The 16,915-nt window shown below is 67.0% G+C and carries 13 protein-coding genes; all 13 read right to left on the reverse strand.

Annotated elements, in window-relative coordinates:
* Position 1 precedes the first annotated feature (1 nt).
* The 13 genes from F791_RS0106135 to F791_RS0106195 all read right to left on the reverse strand — a co-directional run bounded on the left by F791_RS0106135 (position 2) and on the right by F791_RS0106195 (position 16,570).
* A complete protein-coding gene (locus F791_RS0106135; RefSeq protein ID WP_019592340.1) occupies positions 2-1,237 on the reverse strand; it encodes a glycosyltransferase in 1,236 nt (411 codons plus the stop codon).
* Positions 1,227-2,444, reverse strand: a complete 1,218-nt coding sequence (locus F791_RS0106140) for a TIGR04063 family PEP-CTERM/XrtA system glycosyltransferase (RefSeq protein WP_018175010.1) — start codon at positions 2,442-2,444, stop codon at positions 1,227-1,229. The genes F791_RS0106135 and F791_RS0106140 overlap by 11 nt, the downstream gene beginning before the upstream one ends.
* Positions 2,441-3,388: a methyltransferase domain-containing protein gene (locus tag F791_RS0106145; RefSeq protein ID WP_019592341.1), complete on the reverse strand. Its 948-nt coding sequence runs from the start codon at positions 3,386-3,388 to the stop codon at positions 2,441-2,443. The genes F791_RS0106140 and F791_RS0106145 overlap by 4 nt, the downstream gene beginning before the upstream one ends.
* 2 nt (positions 3,389-3,390) lie before the next feature.
* Positions 3,391-5,322 (reverse strand): XrtA/PEP-CTERM system amidotransferase, encoded by a 1,932-nt coding sequence (locus F791_RS0106150; RefSeq protein WP_019592342.1) that lies wholly within the window; start codon positions 5,320-5,322, stop codon positions 3,391-3,393.
* A gap of 1 nt (position 5,323) precedes the next feature.
* Positions 5,324-6,559 carry a TIGR03088 family PEP-CTERM/XrtA system glycosyltransferase gene (locus F791_RS0106155; RefSeq protein WP_019592343.1) on the reverse strand — a complete coding sequence of 412 codons (1,236 nt, stop codon included), beginning with the start codon at positions 6,557-6,559 and terminating at the stop codon, positions 5,324-5,326.
* Positions 6,556-8,100 carry an exosortase A gene (xrtA, locus tag F791_RS0106160; RefSeq protein WP_019592344.1) on the reverse strand — a complete coding sequence of 515 codons (1,545 nt, stop codon included), beginning with the start codon at positions 8,098-8,100 and terminating at the stop codon, positions 6,556-6,558. The genes F791_RS0106155 and xrtA overlap by 4 nt, the downstream gene beginning before the upstream one ends.
* A complete protein-coding gene (locus tag F791_RS0106165; RefSeq protein ID WP_019592345.1) occupies positions 8,097-9,338 on the reverse strand; it encodes a TIGR03087 family PEP-CTERM/XrtA system glycosyltransferase in 1,242 nt (413 codons plus the stop codon). Before F791_RS0106165 ends, xrtA begins: the two co-directional genes overlap by 4 nt.
* Positions 9,339-9,428: 90 nt before the next feature.
* A complete protein-coding gene (locus tag F791_RS0106170; protein WP_019592346.1) occupies positions 9,429-10,499 on the reverse strand; it encodes a FemAB family XrtA/PEP-CTERM system-associated protein in 1,071 nt (356 codons plus the stop codon).
* A complete protein-coding gene (locus tag F791_RS0106175) occupies positions 10,483-11,391 on the reverse strand; it encodes an XrtA system polysaccharide deacetylase (RefSeq protein ID WP_019592347.1) in 909 nt (302 codons plus the stop codon). The genes F791_RS0106170 and F791_RS0106175 overlap by 17 nt, the downstream gene beginning before the upstream one ends.
* 16 nt (positions 11,392-11,407) lie before the next feature.
* Complete coding sequence (locus tag F791_RS0106180) at positions 11,408-12,469, reverse strand: XrtA/PEP-CTERM system-associated ATPase (RefSeq protein WP_019592348.1); 1,062 nt, start codon at positions 12,467-12,469, stop codon at positions 11,408-11,410.
* 2 nt (positions 12,470-12,471) lie between these two features.
* Complete coding sequence (locus F791_RS0106185; protein ID WP_018139500.1) at positions 12,472-13,929, reverse strand: TIGR03016 family PEP-CTERM system-associated outer membrane protein; 1,458 nt, start codon at positions 13,927-13,929, stop codon at positions 12,472-12,474.
* 73 nt (positions 13,930-14,002) lie between these two features.
* On the reverse strand, positions 14,003-14,896 hold the full coding sequence (locus tag F791_RS0106190) for an XrtA-associated tyrosine autokinase (RefSeq protein ID WP_018139499.1): 894 nt from the start codon (positions 14,894-14,896) through the stop codon (positions 14,003-14,005).
* Between the two features lie 117 nt (positions 14,897-15,013).
* Complete coding sequence (locus tag F791_RS0106195) at positions 15,014-16,570, reverse strand: XrtA system polysaccharide chain length determinant (RefSeq protein WP_018139498.1); 1,557 nt, start codon at positions 16,568-16,570, stop codon at positions 15,014-15,016.
* Between the last annotated feature and the right edge of the window lie 345 nt (positions 16,571-16,915).

The raw sequence follows: 16,915 nt of genomic DNA on the forward strand, positions 1-16,915 counted from the left end.
TTCAGGCGCGCCGTGGCAGGCGATGTCCGACGGGCCCGGCGATCGTCTCGAAGGCCGCGACCAGTTCGGGGATCCGCACCCGCCAGTCATTCGCCCGTGCATGGGCCAGGATCGCCGCGCGGTCCCATTCGCGACCCAGGGCCTCGTGGATCGTCGCGCGCAGTGCGTCATGGTCCCCATAGGGGACGATCAGCCCCACCTGCTCCGAGGCGACGACCTCGGCGTTGCCCCCCACATCCGTGGTGACGATGGGCAGCCCGCAGGCCGAGGCCTCCAGGAAGACATTCGCCCAGCCTTCAAAGCGCGTGGCCAGCACGAACAAGTCCCCCGCGGAGTACACAAACCGCAGCTCGTCGGGTGGGACGGGCCCGAGGAACCACACCCGGTCCTGCAGCCCCAGTGACTGGACCTGCTGGCGCAGCTCGGCCTCGTTGTTGCCCTCGGGGGTGCCGCCTCCGGCAATCACCAGGTGCAGATCCGGGTGCTGTTGCAGTAGTTCCGGCAGGGTCGCGATCACGCGGTGGAAGCCCTTGCGCTCGGACAGCCCCCCGACGGAGATCAGGAACCGCCCCTCGGCGGGCAGGCCCAGGCGCTGCCGGGCCTCGGCCCGGTCCTCCGGCTTGAAGCGGTCGAGATCGGCCCCGTTCCCCACGACCTGCACATGGTCGGGCTCGATGCCCCAGTCCAGCGCCTCGTCGCGCAGCGCGCCGGCCACCGAGAACACCCGCGCCGCATCCTCCAGCGCCCGGCGAATCTGCGTCCGGTGCAGCGGCCGGTCGCGGAAACGGTTCAGGCTGCCGCGCAGGGTGATGGTGCAGGGGCGGTTCAACCAGCGTGACAGCCAGCGCGCGGCGACCCCGTCGGGATAGATGAAATGGGCATCGATCACGTCGAAGCCGAACTCGCGCTGCAGCCGACGCATCAGGCGCAGACTGCCGAGCGCCTGAAAGAAGCCGTCGGTCCACTTGAACAGGCCCGGGATACACAGGAAACGGGGGTGGTAGACGCGAATCGAACCCTGTCTCTCGAAGGCCGGCAGCGGTGGTCGGGCGTGCGGACGCAGGCGCCCCAGCCAGTTCTGGAACGGGAACCAGGGCGCCGGGGCCACGACGACCAGGTCGAGATGTTCGGCGACACGGCGCATGCGCTCGCGCACGAACAGTCCCAGATTGGGTTGCGCCGCGTTCGGGTACACGCGCGTGAAGACCACCAGACGTGGGCGCCCGTCATCCGGCACGCAGCACCTCCGGCCGGGCCCGCAGCCCGTCGTAGACCGACTGGTAGCGTGCGACACTCGCCGCCCAGGTGCGCTCCTGTTCCACGAAACGCCGTCCGTTCTCCCGCACCCGTGGCCAGTGTTCGGGGTGCTCGAGCGTCTCCAGCACCCGGGTGGCCAGGGCCTCGGGGTTGTCGGCCGGGAACAGCCAGCCGGTCTCGCCATCCCGGATCAGCTCCCGGTGCCCGCCCACGTCCGATGCCACCAGCAGGCGCCCCTGGGCCATTGCCTCCAGTGGTTTCAGCGGCGTGACCAGGTCGGTCAGGCGCATCGAATGGCGTGGATACACGAGCAGGTCGACCAGGTCGTAGTAGCGCTGCACCTGGTGATGCGGGACGCGCCCGGTGAAGATGACGCGGTCCTGGATGCCGAGGCGTTCGGCCTGGGCCTTCAGGCGCTCGGCTTGCGGGCCGCCCCCGACCAGCAGGATGCGCACGTCGGGCGCCCGGGCCTGGATAAGCGGAAAGGCCTCGAGCAGGGTATCCAGTCCCTCGTAGGCATAAAAAGACCCGAGAAAGCCGAGCACACGGGCGTCACCCAGACCCAGTTCGGCCTTCAGGGCGGGATCGGGCTGGCCGCCCAGGTGGAAGTCATCCGCGTCCACCGCATTGGGGATCACGGTGACCCGCTCGGCCGGGATGCCGCGCGCGATGATGTCGCGGCGCAGTCCCTCGCAGATGGTGGTGACATGTCCCACGCGCTTAAGGGCATAGGTCTCCAGCTCCCGCGTCAGGCGGTAGCGCAGGCCATATTCGCGGGCGGTGCCATGGTCGACCGCGGCGTCCTCCCAGAATGCCCGCACCTCGTAGACCACCGGGATGCCCAGCCGGCGACCGGCACGCAGGGCCGGCAGGGCATTCAGCGCGGGCGAGTGCGCATGGATGATGTCGGGCGCGACCTGGCAGGCGACGCGGGTCAGCCGCTGGGTCAGTGCTTGCATCAACCCCCATTGCTCGATCCCCGGGATCGCGCTCGGGTTGTAGGCCGTGCGGTAGAAATGCAGGCCGTCGATCGTCTCCTCGTCCGCGTTCGCGCCGGTATGCTTGGGGCTGGTCAGATGACAGGTCTGCCAGCCCCTGCGGCGCTGCTCGCGCAGGATGGCCGCAGTGCGGAAGGTGTACCCGCTGTGCAGCGGGATGGAATGGTCGAGGACGTGGAGGATCTTCATGCCGCAGCCCTCGTTTCGTCGTCGGGCGCCGGGCGGGTCACCACGAGCCAGAATCCCAGGCAGCGCAGCGTGGCCTTGTCGAGCCCGCGAAATGGTTCGGCCAGATAAGGGGCCACTGCAGCCACATCCTCGTCCAGTGCCTCGGCCGTGGACTCGAGATGCCGAACCACGAGTCCTGCACGCTTGATTGCCTGCCGGTAGCGGTCCAGACGCCAGCGGTTCGGGACACCCTTGCCGGCATACATCCAGTGCCACAGGCCCACCGGCCAGGTGAGAAAGTCGAGCGGGTTTTCGCGGTGCAGGCCATGGCTCTTGAGGTCCACCTGATGGACCGCCAGCGCCCCTGGTTTCAGGGCCGTCGCCATGTCGCGAAAGGTCGCTTCCAGGTCATTGACGTGTTCCAGCACCGCGCGCGAATAGATCAGGTCGACCTCGGCGTTCAGGCCCGACAGCCCATCCCGGGTCACGCGGTATTCCAGCCGCTCGCTGCGAAACCCCGAGGCCGGATCGCCGGGGCGCTCGAAGCACGCGGCCGCCCGTTCGTGGGCCTCGGGGCCCAGGCCGTCCAGCAGGCACTGCAGGACCTCCAGCTGAAAGGGGCTGCGCTGCGACAGCGCAAAGCGGTCAACGCAGGTTACCCGGGCCGCGCCATGGGCCAGCATTAGCAGCGCCACGCCGGGCACGTCGCCGGGCCCGTACTCCAGCAGGTGCTTGTCGCGAAGGGCGTCCTCGATCGCCTCGGGCGGGACCCCCAGCTGATCGAAGTAGTCGAAGAAACAGGTGGTGAAGTACTGCGCCACGGATTCCGCCGTCTCCGCGCCACGGCCACGGCCGGTCTCGTGGGTCAGGCGTACGTAGAGCCTCGGAGCTCCCTGGGCCAGTAGGTTGCTGAGGATGGCACGAGTGGCACGCGAGGCATCGGCAACCGGGTGGCGTCCATACATGGCTAGGCTCCAGGCAGGACGCAGCCGCTGCGCGGGCTGGTCGGTTGCACCTTGTCCAGAAAGGTCTGGAACATCATCAGCGACCACAATGCCGCGCTGTGATCGCGCGCGCCCCGGCCGTGCTCGTCGACCAGACGCCTGAGGGTGCGTTCGTCGAACAGACCGGAATCACGCATCTGCTCGCCCAGCACCCGTTCGTGCATCGCCTCGCGCAATGGCCCCCGGAACCAGTTGGCCAGGGGTACGGCGAAGCCCCGTTTGCGCCGATAGAGAATCGAGTGGGGCAGGTAGGGTTCCATCGCCTTTTTCAGGACCGCCTTGCCTTCGCCGTCGCGCAGCTTCAGTTCCGGTGCGAGCGTGGAGGCCCACTCCACCAGCGGGTGATCCAGTAGCGGCACGCGGACCTCCAGCGAGTGCGCCATGCTGGCGCGGTCGACCTTGGTCAGGATGTCGCCCGGGAGGTAGGTCTTGAGGTCCAGGTACTGCACCAGCGAGAGCGGGTCATCGGTCGGGGCCCGCCCGGCATGGGCGCGCAGCACCTCGACCGCCCCGTAGCCCTGCAACTCGCGGCGGAATGCGGATGAGAACAGGGTGCTGCGCTGCTCGTCGCGCAGCACCGACACACCCTGGAAGTATCCCTCGACCGCATCCCGCGCCAGTGCCTGGAAGGTGGCACGGGCGCGCAGCGGGCGCGGGGCCCAGTCCGCCTTGGGGTAGACCTGGGCCAGGCTGCCAAACAGCACGCGCCGCAGGCCCAGGGGCAGCGGGTTGCGCAGGCGTTCCTCGGCCAGGTGGTGCCGATACCGGCGATAGCCCGCCAGGTTTTCGTCGCCCCCGTCACCGGACAGCGCGACCACGACCTGTCGGCGGGCCTGCTCGCAGACGCGGTAGGTCGGCAGGGCCGAGCTGTCGGCAAAGGGTTCATCGTAGAGATCGCCCAGGCGTTCCAGCAGCGCAAAGTCATCGGGGTCGACCTCGCGGTTGTGATGCTCTGTCGCGTAACGCTCGGCAACCTCCCGGGCATAGCGCGACTCGTCATATGCGGGATCGGCAAAGCCGATGGAGCAGGTGCGCACGGGCTCGTTGGAGAGCCCGGCCATCATCGCCACCACTGCGCTGGAATCCACGCCCCCCGACAGGAACGCCCCCAGCGGTACGTCGGCGACCATGCGGATGCGCACGGCCTCGCGCAGGCGTTCGGTCAACTCCTCCGCCGCGGCCGACATGCCGATGGGGGCGGCTGCCGCAAAGGGGACATCCCAGTACGCGCGCGGGCTGGCGGCGGAGCGCTGGTTGCGCCGTACGGTCAGCGTATGTCCCGGCGGCAGCTTGTGGACGCCGGCCAGAATGCTGCGCGGCTCGGGCACATAGCCATAGGCGAAGTATTCCTCTACCGCACAGGGATCGAGCTCGCGTGTCTGCCCGGGATGGGCCAGCAGGACCTTGAGTTCGGAGCCAAAGATCAGCTGGCCATCCGGCAGCGTGCTGTAGTAAAGCGGCTTGATGCCCAGGCGATCGCGGGCCAGAAACAGGGTCTGGGTGTGGCGGTCCCAGAGGGCGAAGGCGAACATCCCGCGAAAGCGCTGGACGCAGTCCTCGCCCCATTCCTCCCAGGCGTGCACGATGACCTCCGTATCGCAGTGGGTACGAAAGCGATGGCCCGCCCGCTGGAGTTCGTGGGTCAGCTCCGGGAAGTTGTAGATCTCGCCGTTGTAGGTGACGACGACGCTGCCGTCCTCGTTGAACAGCGGCTGCTGGCCACCTTTGAGATCGATGATGGACAGGCGTCGATGCGCCAGCCCGACCCCCGGCTCCAGGTGGATTCCGCCTTCGTCCGGGCCCCGGTGGAACTGAGTGGCGTTCATGCCTTCCAGGCAGGCGCGATCGATCGGGCGCCGTCCGTTCAGATCGAAAATACCGGCGATACCGCACATGTCAGCGTCCCATTGTTTCGTGTTGTCGCCGACGGCGCCCCGCCCGAACCGAGGGGGTTCGGGCGTTGGCCCTGTCCAGCAGGCTGTCGTAGACCCCGAGGTAGCCGGCCACCATGGCGTCCATGCTGAATGCGGCCTCGGCGCGAATGCGGGCCGCCTGTCCCATGCGCTTGCGGGTATCCGGACTGGCGAGTGCATTGCGGATGGCCTCGGCGAGGGCAGCGGGCGCCCCTGCGGGGACCAGGGCCCCCGTGTTTCCGGGGGTCACCAGGTCAGGATTGCCGCCAACGTCGGTCGCGATCACCGGAAGCCCGGAGGCCATGGCCTCGAGGATGGTGTTGCAGATCCCCTCGGCCAGCGAGGGGAGAGCAAAGAGGTCCATCGCCCGCAGGCACTGCGGGATGTCCTCGCGGGCCCCCGGAAGCCATGCCTGTTGCGCGACTCCGGCGGCCTCCAGGCGCTGGCGGGCCTGTTCCCTCAGCGGGCCGTCACCCACGATCACCAGGCGAAGACGCTCGAAGGACACCGGCGCGTGTTCGCGCAAGGCAATGAACGCCTCCACCAGGTCCAGCGGGGCCTTCACCGCCTGCATCCGCATCACACTCCCGATCACGATGTCCTCCGGGCCGGCAAAGCCCGGGGGCCAGGGGCCTGTGCGGGTGCCCTCGCAGGGGTGGAAGCGCCCGGTATCCACCCCGTTACAGATGTGCGTCAGCCGCTCGGTTCCGACACCAACCCGTTGCTGCAGGTAGTCCATCTGATGGCGCGACAGGGCGATGTACCGGCCGACCAGGGGGCGCACCAACCGTCGCATGTATCGATGCTTGTCGCGGGAGCCATCGAGGTCGGCGATATCCCAGCCGTGCTCGCCATGTACCCGGGCGCGCACGCCGGCCAGGGCGGCGGTGACCTGCCCCTCCAGTGTTGCCAGATTGCGGGTGTGGACGATCGCGGGGCGCAGTTCGCGCAGCAGCCGCCACAGGCGCCGGTGTACGCCCAGGTCCTTGCCCTCGCGCTTGTGCAGGGCATGCAGGCTGATGTCCTCCCGCTGCAGGCGCTCGCTGAACCGCGTGTAGTCGGTCATGCAGATGATCGCGTGCCGGTAGCGCTCGGCGGGCATGTGGTTGAGCAGGTTGACCAGTCCGTTCTCCATGCCGCCGACATCCAGGCGATGGATGACATGGGCCACGCATGGGCGCGGGTCGGCGGCACTCCCCTTGGATGCCAGGGCGCTCATCGCTGGTTCACGTCCTGCAGCCGTTCCAGCACCTGCGGCATCGCGGCCTCCACATAGGCGCGTATCGCATCCTCGGCCTGCTGCGGTTCGTCGTGGTATTCGGCGTAGATTACGATCAGCGCGGCGTCGTCGCGCCCGCCCAGCAGTCGGCTAATGGCCTCGCGGGCCTTGACCTCGAAGGGCCGGGTGGTGAGATGCCCGTTCGCCCAGTACCACTGCCAGGCCACCATCTGCTGCTGGCGCCCGCGCAGCAGGACCCGCTGCGGATCGGGATAGCCCGCGACCTCCGCCTGGCCGCGCCGGGCCTGGCTCCACTCGGCCCGCTCCCGGCCCGCCAGCGTGTTGTGCCAGCCGAGCATGTTTCCGTGGCGCGCCTGTTCGCGGTAGAAGCCTACGTGCATGCCGACCTCCACCTGTGAATCGTTTACGACCCAGCCCCCGCGCTCCGCACGCATGAACTGGTAGCCGGGCTGCCAGCCGGGCCGCTCCCGAGCGGGCACGGCGGTCCAGCCGGAAGGAACGATCGGTCCGGTGCCCAGGCCCTGTATCGGGCCGAGATCCCGGGTGTCCATCCAGTGGGCATAGACGGGACCCAGTGTGACCACCAGCGCGGCGATCACGGCCATATGAGCAAAGCCCATGGCCCCGGTTTGCTGGGCTCGTGCCGGGACTCGGCGGGCGGGCTCCCCGGCTGCCCCATCCTCGCGCCAGAAGGCGCCGATCCAGAACATCAGAAAGATCACGACACCGAAGAAGACCCACCCGTAGATCAGGTGGTCGACGCCCGCGGCATACTCCATGTCGCTCAGGTGTCCGATCATCACGATCATGTAGGCGCGCAGGCCATTGGCGATGATCGGCACGATGATCGCGACACCGACAAAGGCCAGCCGCCGCCAGAGGCTGCGGTACATCAGATAGGCGTACAGCGTCCCCAGCGCGACCGACGCAATCAGATAGCGCACACCGCTGCAGGCCTCGATCACCGACCAGCGTCCGGTCGGCAGTTCGAAGTGCAGGCCGTCGCGGTAGATCGGTATCCCGGACAGCTGAACCGCCGCGACGGTGAACTCCGCGGTGAAATCCATCAGCGGAGGTACCAGGAATTCGCCCAGCGGGACGGCGAACAGCAGGTAGGCCAGCGGGAACTGCAGGACGCGCACGACTGTGGTGCCCATGACCAGCCACACCAGGAAGGGGATCATCAGGGTTGCGGCGAACTGGCGCACCGAGATGACATCCACCAGCTCGCCCATGACCCAGGCGAGCCCCAGCAGCACGATCGGGACCAGCGCCAGGGGATAGGGGCGCGGCGATACAGCCGCCAGCTCGTCACGCTTGAGATAGACCAGAAACAGGACGATCGGTACGACCAGGAATCCATGCGCGAAGGTATCCGAACGCGCCCAGGTATCCACCATCGAGACGAATGTGGGCGCGAACACAACCAGCGTGGTCGCAATCAGGGCGGCCAGTGCCAGTACGGGCGCCCACCACCGTTGCACCAGCGGCTGGGACATCACGTTGGCCGGCGTGCTCATGCATCCCCCCGGGAGACGATCGCCTCGCCCTCGTGCGCCAGCCCGCTCTCGAGATAGTCGTGCAGGCACGCGAGGTTGCGGCCCCAGTCGTAGTCCGTAGTGATGCGTCGGCGGGCGCGGGCGGCCATCCCGGGATCGGGCTGTTCCAGACACTGCAGGACCGCGCGGGCAAACACCTCGGGGTTGGTCGCGGCCTCGATCACCTCGTCGTTGCGCACGGCGGTGATCCCCTCGAGCGCCTGCGGGGAGGCCACGACCGGTCGCGCCAGCGCCATGGCCTCGAGCACCTTGTTCTGGACTCCGCGCGCGATCCGCAGGGGCGCCACCGAAACCGCGGCACCGCCGACCCAGGGGCGCATGTCTTCCACTGGTCCCACGACCTCGACGCCCGGCTGGCGCTCCAGTTCGCGGACCTCCGGCGCGGGCCGGCTGCCGACAATATAGAAGCGCACATCCGGGTGAACCTGGCGAATGTGTGGCAGGACGGATTCCGCGAACCAGACCACCGCCTCCACGTTCGGCCAGTAGTCCATGGCCCCGCTGAACACGATCGGCTGGACCCGGTCCGGATAGGGGCCTTTCTTCGGGAGGTGCTGCGGGTCGAAGTACGCCGCATCGACGCCGTTGTTCAGTGCATGCACCCGCTCGGCACTCTCCGGCGCCAGGGCCCGAAATGCCGCGGCCTCGTCCGGTGATACGAACAGGCTGGCCTCGCTGCGCGCCGCGACCTGTCGTTCATAGCGCAACAGCTGGCGTCCTTCGCGGCGGTAGATCGCGCTCATCGGCCAGGGCTTGCTGGCGGCGTACTGGGTCCACTTGTCGGAGTCGACATCGACGAAGTCCACCACCCGCGTCAGGCGGGCCCGGGGCGGGAGGTATTGCGCCATGGCCGAGGAGAACACCAGCGCGCGCGAGATCTCCTGCTGCTCCAGTACCCGGTCGACCCAGCGCTGCAGTTCCGAATCGCGATACCAGGGGAGGGTCAGCGGCTCCTGTGTCAGCAGGCCGCGCAGGGCGCGCCATTTTGCGCGTCCCGGCGAGAGCGGGCGCACGCAGACGCCCGCGCAGCAGCGCTCCAGCTCTTTGACGTAGGCCGCGTCGGCCGGGTCGTCGATAAAGGTACCGAGGTAGACCCGGTAGCGCCGCGTCAGATCGCGCAGGATATGGTACGAGCGAATCTTGTCGCCCTTGTTGGGCGGCCACGGGATTCGATGGGTCAGATAAAGTACGGCATCCATTGCAAGCTCACCCGCTGCTGCGGTCGAAACGGAAGCCCCAGTGCGACCCGTCCCCGGGTGTGCTGGGGTGTTGAATAACGGTCACGAGCACTACCCGAGATTGCGGGACAGCCAGGGCCCCACGCGGTTGGCCACGCCCAACGGCAGTCGCTGCCACGCCTGGATGAAGTAGCGGTACTTCGGGTTGAGCGGGTTCACGTCGGGCATGGCCCGGGCACGCACCAGGTCGTACTCGTAGTACAGGGGCTGGGGCTCGAAGCCCCAGTTTTTCTTGAAGCTGAATGACCCGGTATCGCGCTTGCTGCGGCCAAAATCGAAGAGGCGCAGACCCGACTCGCAGGCCCGGCGCATCACCTCCCAGTACATGAAGTCATACCCGGCCACCTCGCGGGCGCGCGGCGTGCCGCCGCCGTAGTAGGGCAGGACCTGGTCGCGGAAGTAGAAGTTGAGCACGCTGGCCACAGGGGTCCCCGCGTCGGTGACGGTCAGGATCCGGCAGTCGTCGCCGAACACGGTGCGCAGGATGCGGAAGTAGCGCCGGCTGAACACGGGCGTCCCCATGCGATGCACGTTGGCCGCATAGATCGGGAAGAATCGCTCGATGTCCCGGTCGATCTCGCTGACCAGGCCGGCCTTGATGCCCTTGCGCACCATGCGCCGCTGTTTGCGCGGGATCGCCTCCAGGTTCTCTTCGACCTCTTTCGCCATCTCCTTGCGAAAGGTCACATACAGGTGCTTGGTCGGTCGGTCCGGGTGGTAGGGCGCCATATGGCGGTACTCGAGATAATCCACCTTGTATTGCTGCGCGAGCTCCCGGGCCCGGTTGTCCAGGGCCACGAAGGCCTCTTCGGTGCGCGCGGCGATGCCGCCGTACACACAGAACGGCAGCGAAACCAGGGAATGGCCGAACAGAAAGCTGCGCACGCGCGCCAGGGGCAGGACACCCTCGATCCCGTTCGGGCCTTCGGCAAACAGGAAATGGGTCGAGTGCCCGAAGGCCTGTTCGATAACCGTCTGCCAGCCCGCGCGATGGAAGAACGTCGCCACCGGGCAGGTCTCGACAAAGGCATCCCACCGGGCAACATCGGCAGGCGTGAGGTCCTGGACCCGCAACGCGGTCGCGCGCGTGGTCGTGGGTCGCTGGTCAGTGGACTTGAGCATGGCTGTTCGCTGTCGTCGGGGTTGGCGGCGCCGGGCTGGCGAGGAGGTGGGCAAAGACCTGGTCCATGCGGCCCCAGCGGAAGTCCTGCAGCAGCCGCTGCAGTCGACGTTCCGTACGCCCGAGGTTGAGGTAGTGACGAAAACGCGTCCTGGCGCTCACGCCGGGGACACGCGGTTGTCCGGGATCGATCTCCCAGGGGTGGAAATAGAACACCCCGGACAAACCGTCTTTGTTATTGATCCTCCGTAACGCCTGGCGGGAGACCGCATAGGGCAGCAGCCGAAAGTAGCCGCCACCGGCCGCCGGCAGATTGCGGCCAGCAACGCGCAGGGTGGCCGGGGGCAGTTCCAGCACGCCCTGGGGCCCACGCGGGCGATAGGGGTGGCGCGGCGCGCTCGGCGTGCCGTAGTGATCGTGCTGGACCGGATAGATGCTCGAGCTGTAGGTGTGGCCCGTTTCGGCCAGCAGGTCGAGCGCCCACAGGTTGCCCTCGCCGATCGAGAAGCTGGGGGCGCGATAGCCGCGCACCTCGACACCGGCGATGTCTTCCAGGATGGCCTTGGCGCGGACGATGTCCGCGCGAAATGCCTGAGGCTCCAGTTCGGTCACCCGCTGGTGCCCGTAACCGTGGCTGGCCAGCTCGTGCCCGGCGTCGACGACTCGCCGCACCGCCTGGGGATAGCGCTCGGCGATCCAGCCAAGGGTAAAGAAGGTCGCGCGCACGCGGTGATGATCGAACAGCGCCAGGATCCGCTCGAGGTTGTACTCCACGCGGCACTCCTGGCTCTCCCAGCAATGGCTCGGGAAATGCGGCGCCAGGGCCGAGACCTGAAAATAGTCTTCGACATCGACGGTCAGGGCATTGGCTACGGTGGGCGGTGCGGACGGCATGGCGGTTTCCCCGGCACTAGTGCCGGGCGAGCTCCTTGTGGTCGAAGCCCGAAAACTTGTCCAGCGAGTCCAGGGCGTCGAGGATGCGCTGCGACTGTCGGTAGTTGATCGCCAGGGCGTGCTCGATCCGGTCCAGGCGTTTTTCCATCGCCTCGTAGCTGTCCTCCAGACGGATCAGGGTCAGCTCGTTGGCAACGGCGCGTTCGGTATCGATCACGCTATTGACGGCGTTCCTGGGTGTCGGCTCGGCCGTCTCCTGCTGCGCGCCAAAGTCCTCCTCGATCTCGTCGATCACCCGGCGGGCCTCGTCGGCGTCGAGGTCGTAGCGCTCCTCGAGATAGCCCATCAGCAGCAGGCGGTCGCACAGGGTGTTCACCTTGCGCGGGATGCCGCCGGTGAATTCATGGATCACGGGCCAGATATCGGTGGCGAAGTGGGGCGTTCCCTCCCAGCCCACGCGCGACAGGCGGTGCTCGACGTAGGCCCGGGTGTCGTCCTCGTCCATCGGGCCCAGGTGATAGGTGGCGATCACCCGCTGGCGCAACTGCTGCATGTTTTCGCTGCGCAGGATGTCGCGAAATTCGGGCTGGCCCAGCAGGAAGCTCTGCAACAGCGGCCCGTCAACGCCCTGAAAATTGGACAGCATGCGCAGCTCTTCCACCGCATCCATGCTCAGGTTCTGCGCCTCGTCCACGACCAGCAGCGCGCGCTGCCCGCGTGAACGCGTGTTCAGCAGGAAGCGCTCCATGTGGCGCAGCTGGCTGGCCTTGTCGTCGCCGGTTCCTTCCAGGCCGAAGGCCAGGCACACCGAGCGCAGCAGGTTCTCGGCATCCAGCTGAGTGCTGACCAGTTGTGCCGCGAGTACCCGCTTGGTGCCGAGTGTCTCGAACAGGCTGCGCACCAGGGTCGTCTTGCCGGCCCCGACCTCGCCGGTGATGACGATGAAACCCTCCTGCTGCTGCACGCCGTATTCGAGGTAGGCCATGGCCCGCCGATGGCCCTTGCTGGCGTAGAAGAATTTCGGGTCCGGGCTGAGGGCGAAGGGCTTGCCCTGCAGCCCATAGAAGTTCTCGTACATGCTCAGAACTCCTTGGTGATCAGCGCGATGATCGAGTTTTCCCGGTATTCGTTGACCCGGCTGTTCGAATCCCGCTGCTGATAGCGATAGGCCAGGCTGCCCCGCAGGTCCGGGGCGAACTGGCGGTTCAGGCTGGCGCGGAAGTAGAAGAAGTCGTCTTCGCGGTCGCTGCCCAGAAACTCCGTGCGCGAGACCCCGGAGCTCAGCTCCGTGGTGGTGCGCGGCCCCAGTGTCAGCTCCCAGAAGGCGATCACGCCGGTGCGGCGATTGTCGTCCTCGAAAATGCCGGCACCGGTGTCGAACTCGGCCTCGCGTCGGGTCTGGTAGCCGGTAACCCCGAACACGCTGCGCCCGGTATCGTAGCGCCAGTTCGCACGGGCACTGCGTGTCAGATAGAACCCCTCGATCAGCGCTTCTTGCGTAACCAGCGCGCTCGTGAACAGTAACTGGAGCTCTTCGAAGGTGTACTGGTCGAAGATCTCCTCGAACGTCATGCCCTCCAGTTCGGCCAGTTGGGACACGTCAAGGAACATGAATTCGCGCCGATCGCGGGTCGAGCTGATGCCCTCGGAATAGCTGACGCCGTAGCTGGCGCGGCGGCTGCGGTGCGTCGCGCTGAGGGCTCGTGTTGTGCCGAAGAAGCGTTCGCCATAACGTGCCTCGACGGAGGTCACCGGTGTCGGGGTCCAGCCGACACCGACCTCCCAGAAGCTGCCATCGTCGTCGTCGCGCAGGGTTTCGTAGTCGTTGAACTCCTCGCCCACGACGCCAAATACGCGCAGGGTGCGGCCAATGTTGTACCCGAGGGTTGCGCTGATCTCGCTGAACTCGCCCTCCAGCCCGTCTTCGTACTTCAGCCGGTCGTAGAAGCCCGCCAGCTGCCAGAACACGCGATCAAAAGCCGGGCCGCTGTCCAGGGTGTATTCCGCGCGGTTGCCCGTGCTGCTGGCCCGGTTGCTGCGGTGGTAGTGCCGCTCGTCGTAGGTGTAGCGAATGTCCTGGCGGGCAAAGGTGCCGAACTCGTTCTGCAGGTTGGGCGACACGCTGTAATACGAGGTCTCCTCGATGTTGCTGCGTGGCGTGCTGCCGCCGATGCCGACCGGGTCCAGCAGCGAGGTGGCCTGTTCCCGGCGCGAGGCGGTCACGTCGACAAAGAACGTGTCCTCGATGACCTCGGTCTGGTTGCGGGCGCGCAGCATGTGGGTCGTGCGGTCTTCGCTCGACTCGGACAGGTGGGTGCGATGGTTGAGCTGGTAGTCCACGCGGGTGTCATTGCGCACGCCGTCCCGGCGCAGGGTGAAGCCGGGGCGCGCATGCCCGATCAGGTCCGCATCCTCCTGCCCGCGGGGGGCCAGGCGGACGTTGTCGGTCGCCTCCACCCCCACCGTGACTCGCGGGGTGAAGTCCCACTCGGTGGCCAGGCCCGAGGCGGGCAGCGCCAGCGTGCCGCCGCCCAGCACGGCGATCAGACAGATCGCCCGGCCGTTCCGTACCGGGGCCTCCCTGCGGTGTGTGACCCGCACCCGTCCCTGGTTAGTGCTCATGGCTCACCTCCCCGTACGGGCGCTCGTGATAGTAGCCCGTGCCATAGCCAAGCCCCGGGGTGGAGGGCGCTCGGTTGAGTGCAGTCAGGACCACATCGCAGCCGGCGAGCTGCTGCATCGCGTTCTCCACGGAGGCGGCCGGGGTGCGCTCGGCGTCGACCACCATCACGACCTGTCCCATCCCGGCGGCCAGCACGCCCGGCTCGCTGGTGGCCAGTAGCGGGGGGGAATCGAACAGGATGATGCGGTCCTGATAGCGATCGTGAAGTTCGTCCAGCAAGGCCCGCATCCCGTCACTGGCCAGGATCTCGGTGGATCGCCCGTGCGGGCGCCCGGCGGGCAGCACCGAGAGGTTCTCGATGTTGGTCCGCATCAGGACATCGGGGATGCCAAGGTCCGGCTCCGTGAGGACATCCATCAGCCCGCGCTCGGCCTCGAACCCGAGGACCCTCGGAACGGTCGGCTGGGCCACATCGGCGTCGACCAGCAATACCGTGCGGTCGACCTCCATCGCCATGCTGATCGCCAGGTTGGTGGTCAGAAAGGTCTTGCCCTCGCGTGGCAGCGAGCTGGTCACCATGATCAGCCGCCCGCGGGGTATCCGCATTGCGGAGTGGCGCCCGAACGCGTTGTTCAAGAGCGGCCGCTTCATCATGCGGATCTCTTCGGCCAGGGTGGAGCGCTGGTCGCCAGGCACGATCAGCCCCTGCCGCCGCAGGTGTCCGAAGTCGATGCGAGCTGCCGCCGAGTGCTCGCCGTGCCCGGATGCCGGGGCCTCCGTGCCCCCCGCTTCCCGGTCCGTGTGTCCGGATGCTGCGTCGGCGGGCAGGGGCTGTATGGGAGCCGACCGGCTCTTGTCGAGGGCTTTTTCAATGATGCTCATGAGCGTCTGGCTCCCCTTGCCGTGCGCCGGCCCGCAGGGCCCGCGCCTCCATGGAACAAATGCATCCCGGTCCCTGATGCGTTGCGTGCGATACACCGGGCCGATGGCCGCGGCCGTTCATCGCAACAGGCTCAGCAGTTCGTCGAGAACACCGGCCGATCCGGTGAGGTAAAGACCCATGACCACGGCATACACCAGAAGGAGGGTGGCCAGGGCGATTGAAAAGGCCGACAGCTCCAGCCTGCGGCGGCGCCGTATCTGGGGTGTGCGTACGGCCGAGATGGTGCCCAGAACCGGGCGACCGGCGATCTCCGCGAGCTGCCGCCGATTGCTGACCGTCCGCCGCAGCTGTGAAAGCAGGAAGGCGAAGCCCGTGCCCGCGCCCAGACCGACCAGCAAGATGCCGGTGGCCATCAGTGGGCGGTCGGGTGCCGAGGGGGCTGTCGGTCGGCGCGGCGGCTCGAGGACGCGGAAATCGACCGAGTCGGTTTCCGACTCCACCGCGCCCGACATGATCGCCTGTTCGCGGCGGCTCTGGAGCTGGCGGTAGGAGTCGCGCAGTACGTCGTAGTTGCGGGTCAGCGCGGTCAGCTCCGACTCCACGGCCGGAGCGCGGTCGACGTCCTGTTCCAGCCGCGCGACCCGCGCTTGGAACTCTTCGATCCGGGTCTCCAGCATCGCGATCTCGCTCTCGGCGTCGGTGATCGCGGCCTGCAGCGCGTCGCCACCCCCGGTAGCCCCAATGGGTACGACCGCCGGGTTGCGCGCGTAGTCGGCGGCTTCGCGCGAGCGGCGCTCTTCCAGCTCCGAGAGGATGCGCCTTGCGGCGACGATGTCGGGGTGGTCGTCGGTGTAGCGATGCCGCATGGCATCGATGTTTTCCTGCAGGTCGTTGATCCGGCGGTCCAGCTCCGGGTTGCGGTACTGCGCCCTCACCGTGCCGCCACCCGACCGGCTCTCCTCGGCACGGCGCTGCAATGCGGCCAGGCGGCTGTGGGCCTCGCGCAGTTGCAGCTCTGCCTGGGCCACCTGTTCGCGGCCGCGTTCCAGGCGCGAATAGAAGTTGCCGTCGCCGCTGATAAAGCGCGCATTCTGCCGCTTGAAGTCTTCGATCTCGGCTTCCCTGGCCTGCAGCTGGCGCTCGTAGATCTCGATCTGGCGCTCGATGAATCGCTGCGAGGTGCTCAGATCCAGGCGCGAGTCGCCCAGGCCGCGCTCCATGAACAGATTCACCGTCTCGCGGACCACGCGCTCGGCCACATCAGGATTGCTGTGGCGAAAACGCACAGTGAAGATGTTTTCGCGCCGTTCGCCGTCCAGGGTCAGCCTGCTGCGCAGCAGGCTGACCTGCGCGTCGAGGTCGGCACTACCCATGTAGACGTCCAGGTCGCTTTGCCGGGCGATGGTCTCCAGGTTGTCGCGGCTGAGCAGGGTGCGCGTCACCATCCGCAGCCGCTCTTCTGTATCCGGGCGCACCGTCATCCCGCGCAGCAGCGGGTTCAGGACGGACTGAGTGTTGACGAATACCTGCGCATTAGCCTGATAGGTATCCGGGAGGCTCTGGATGTAAGCCCATCCGCCCAGACACACAATCCAGGCAATCGGCAGAATCCACCAGCGTCGGCGCCAGGTGGCGCGCGCCCGCTGAACAAAATCCTGAACAATCTTTTCCATTTCTTGTTGCCCCCTGTTAAACCCTTTGACGTTCAATGACGCCTTGTGGGTCTTCGAACGGAGTAACAGTTCTCCGGTAAAAGGGTTCCCCGCAAGGTCGATTGGCACCTTGCTTGAGCCCCACCTCGGGAGACGTCTAGGGCTATTGAAGATCGTTTGTTTTCCCTTGTCTACACGTGTCGAGAATGTTTACACCTGAAAAAATTTTGAAGCTGAGTTTTCTAATAAATTTTCGCGGTTTTATAACGGATCAGGGATTTACGTTAACTGGTACGCAGTTTGCTGGGCTTTGTTCGATTAGGCTCGAAACGGCTGCGGCAGGGGGGTGGCCTGGCGGTTGGGAGG

Source organism: Thioalkalivibrio sp. ALRh, from assembly GCF_000381425.1.
Classification (GTDB): Bacteria; Pseudomonadota; Gammaproteobacteria; order Ectothiorhodospirales; family Ectothiorhodospiraceae; genus Thioalkalivibrio.

Excerpts from the sequence above, each read along its gene's own strand:
- F791_RS0106140 (WP_018175010.1), bottom strand. The coding sequence starts at position 2,444 with ATGAAGATCCTCCACGTCCTCGACCATTCCATCCCGCTGCACAGCGGG.
- F791_RS0106145 (WP_019592341.1), bottom strand. The coding sequence starts at position 3,388 with ATGTATGGACGCCACCCGGTTGCCGATGCCTCGCGTGCCACTCGTGCC.
- F791_RS0106150 (WP_019592342.1), bottom strand. The coding sequence starts at position 5,322 with ATGTGCGGTATCGCCGGTATTTTCGATCTGAACGGACGGCGCCCGATC.
- F791_RS0106155 (WP_019592343.1), bottom strand. The coding sequence starts at position 6,559 with ATGAGCGCCCTGGCATCCAAGGGGAGTGCCGCCGACCCGCGCCCATGC.
- xrtA (WP_019592344.1), bottom strand. The coding sequence starts at position 8,100 with ATGAGCACGCCGGCCAACGTGATGTCCCAGCCGCTGGTGCAACGGTGG.
- F791_RS0106165 (WP_019592345.1), bottom strand. The coding sequence starts at position 9,338 with ATGGATGCCGTACTTTATCTGACCCATCGAATCCCGTGGCCGCCCAAC.
- F791_RS0106170 (WP_019592346.1), bottom strand. The coding sequence starts at position 10,499 with ATGCTCAAGTCCACTGACCAGCGACCCACGACCACGCGCGCGACCGCG.
- F791_RS0106175 (WP_019592347.1), bottom strand. The coding sequence starts at position 11,391 with ATGCCGTCCGCACCGCCCACCGTAGCCAATGCCCTGACCGTCGATGTC.
- F791_RS0106180 (WP_019592348.1), bottom strand. The coding sequence starts at position 12,469 with ATGTACGAGAACTTCTATGGGCTGCAGGGCAAGCCCTTCGCCCTCAGC.
- F791_RS0106190 (WP_018139499.1), bottom strand. The coding sequence starts at position 14,896 with ATGAGCATCATTGAAAAAGCCCTCGACAAGAGCCGGTCGGCTCCCATA.
- F791_RS0106195 (WP_018139498.1), bottom strand. The coding sequence starts at position 16,570 with ATGGAAAAGATTGTTCAGGATTTTGTTCAGCGGGCGCGCGCCACCTGG.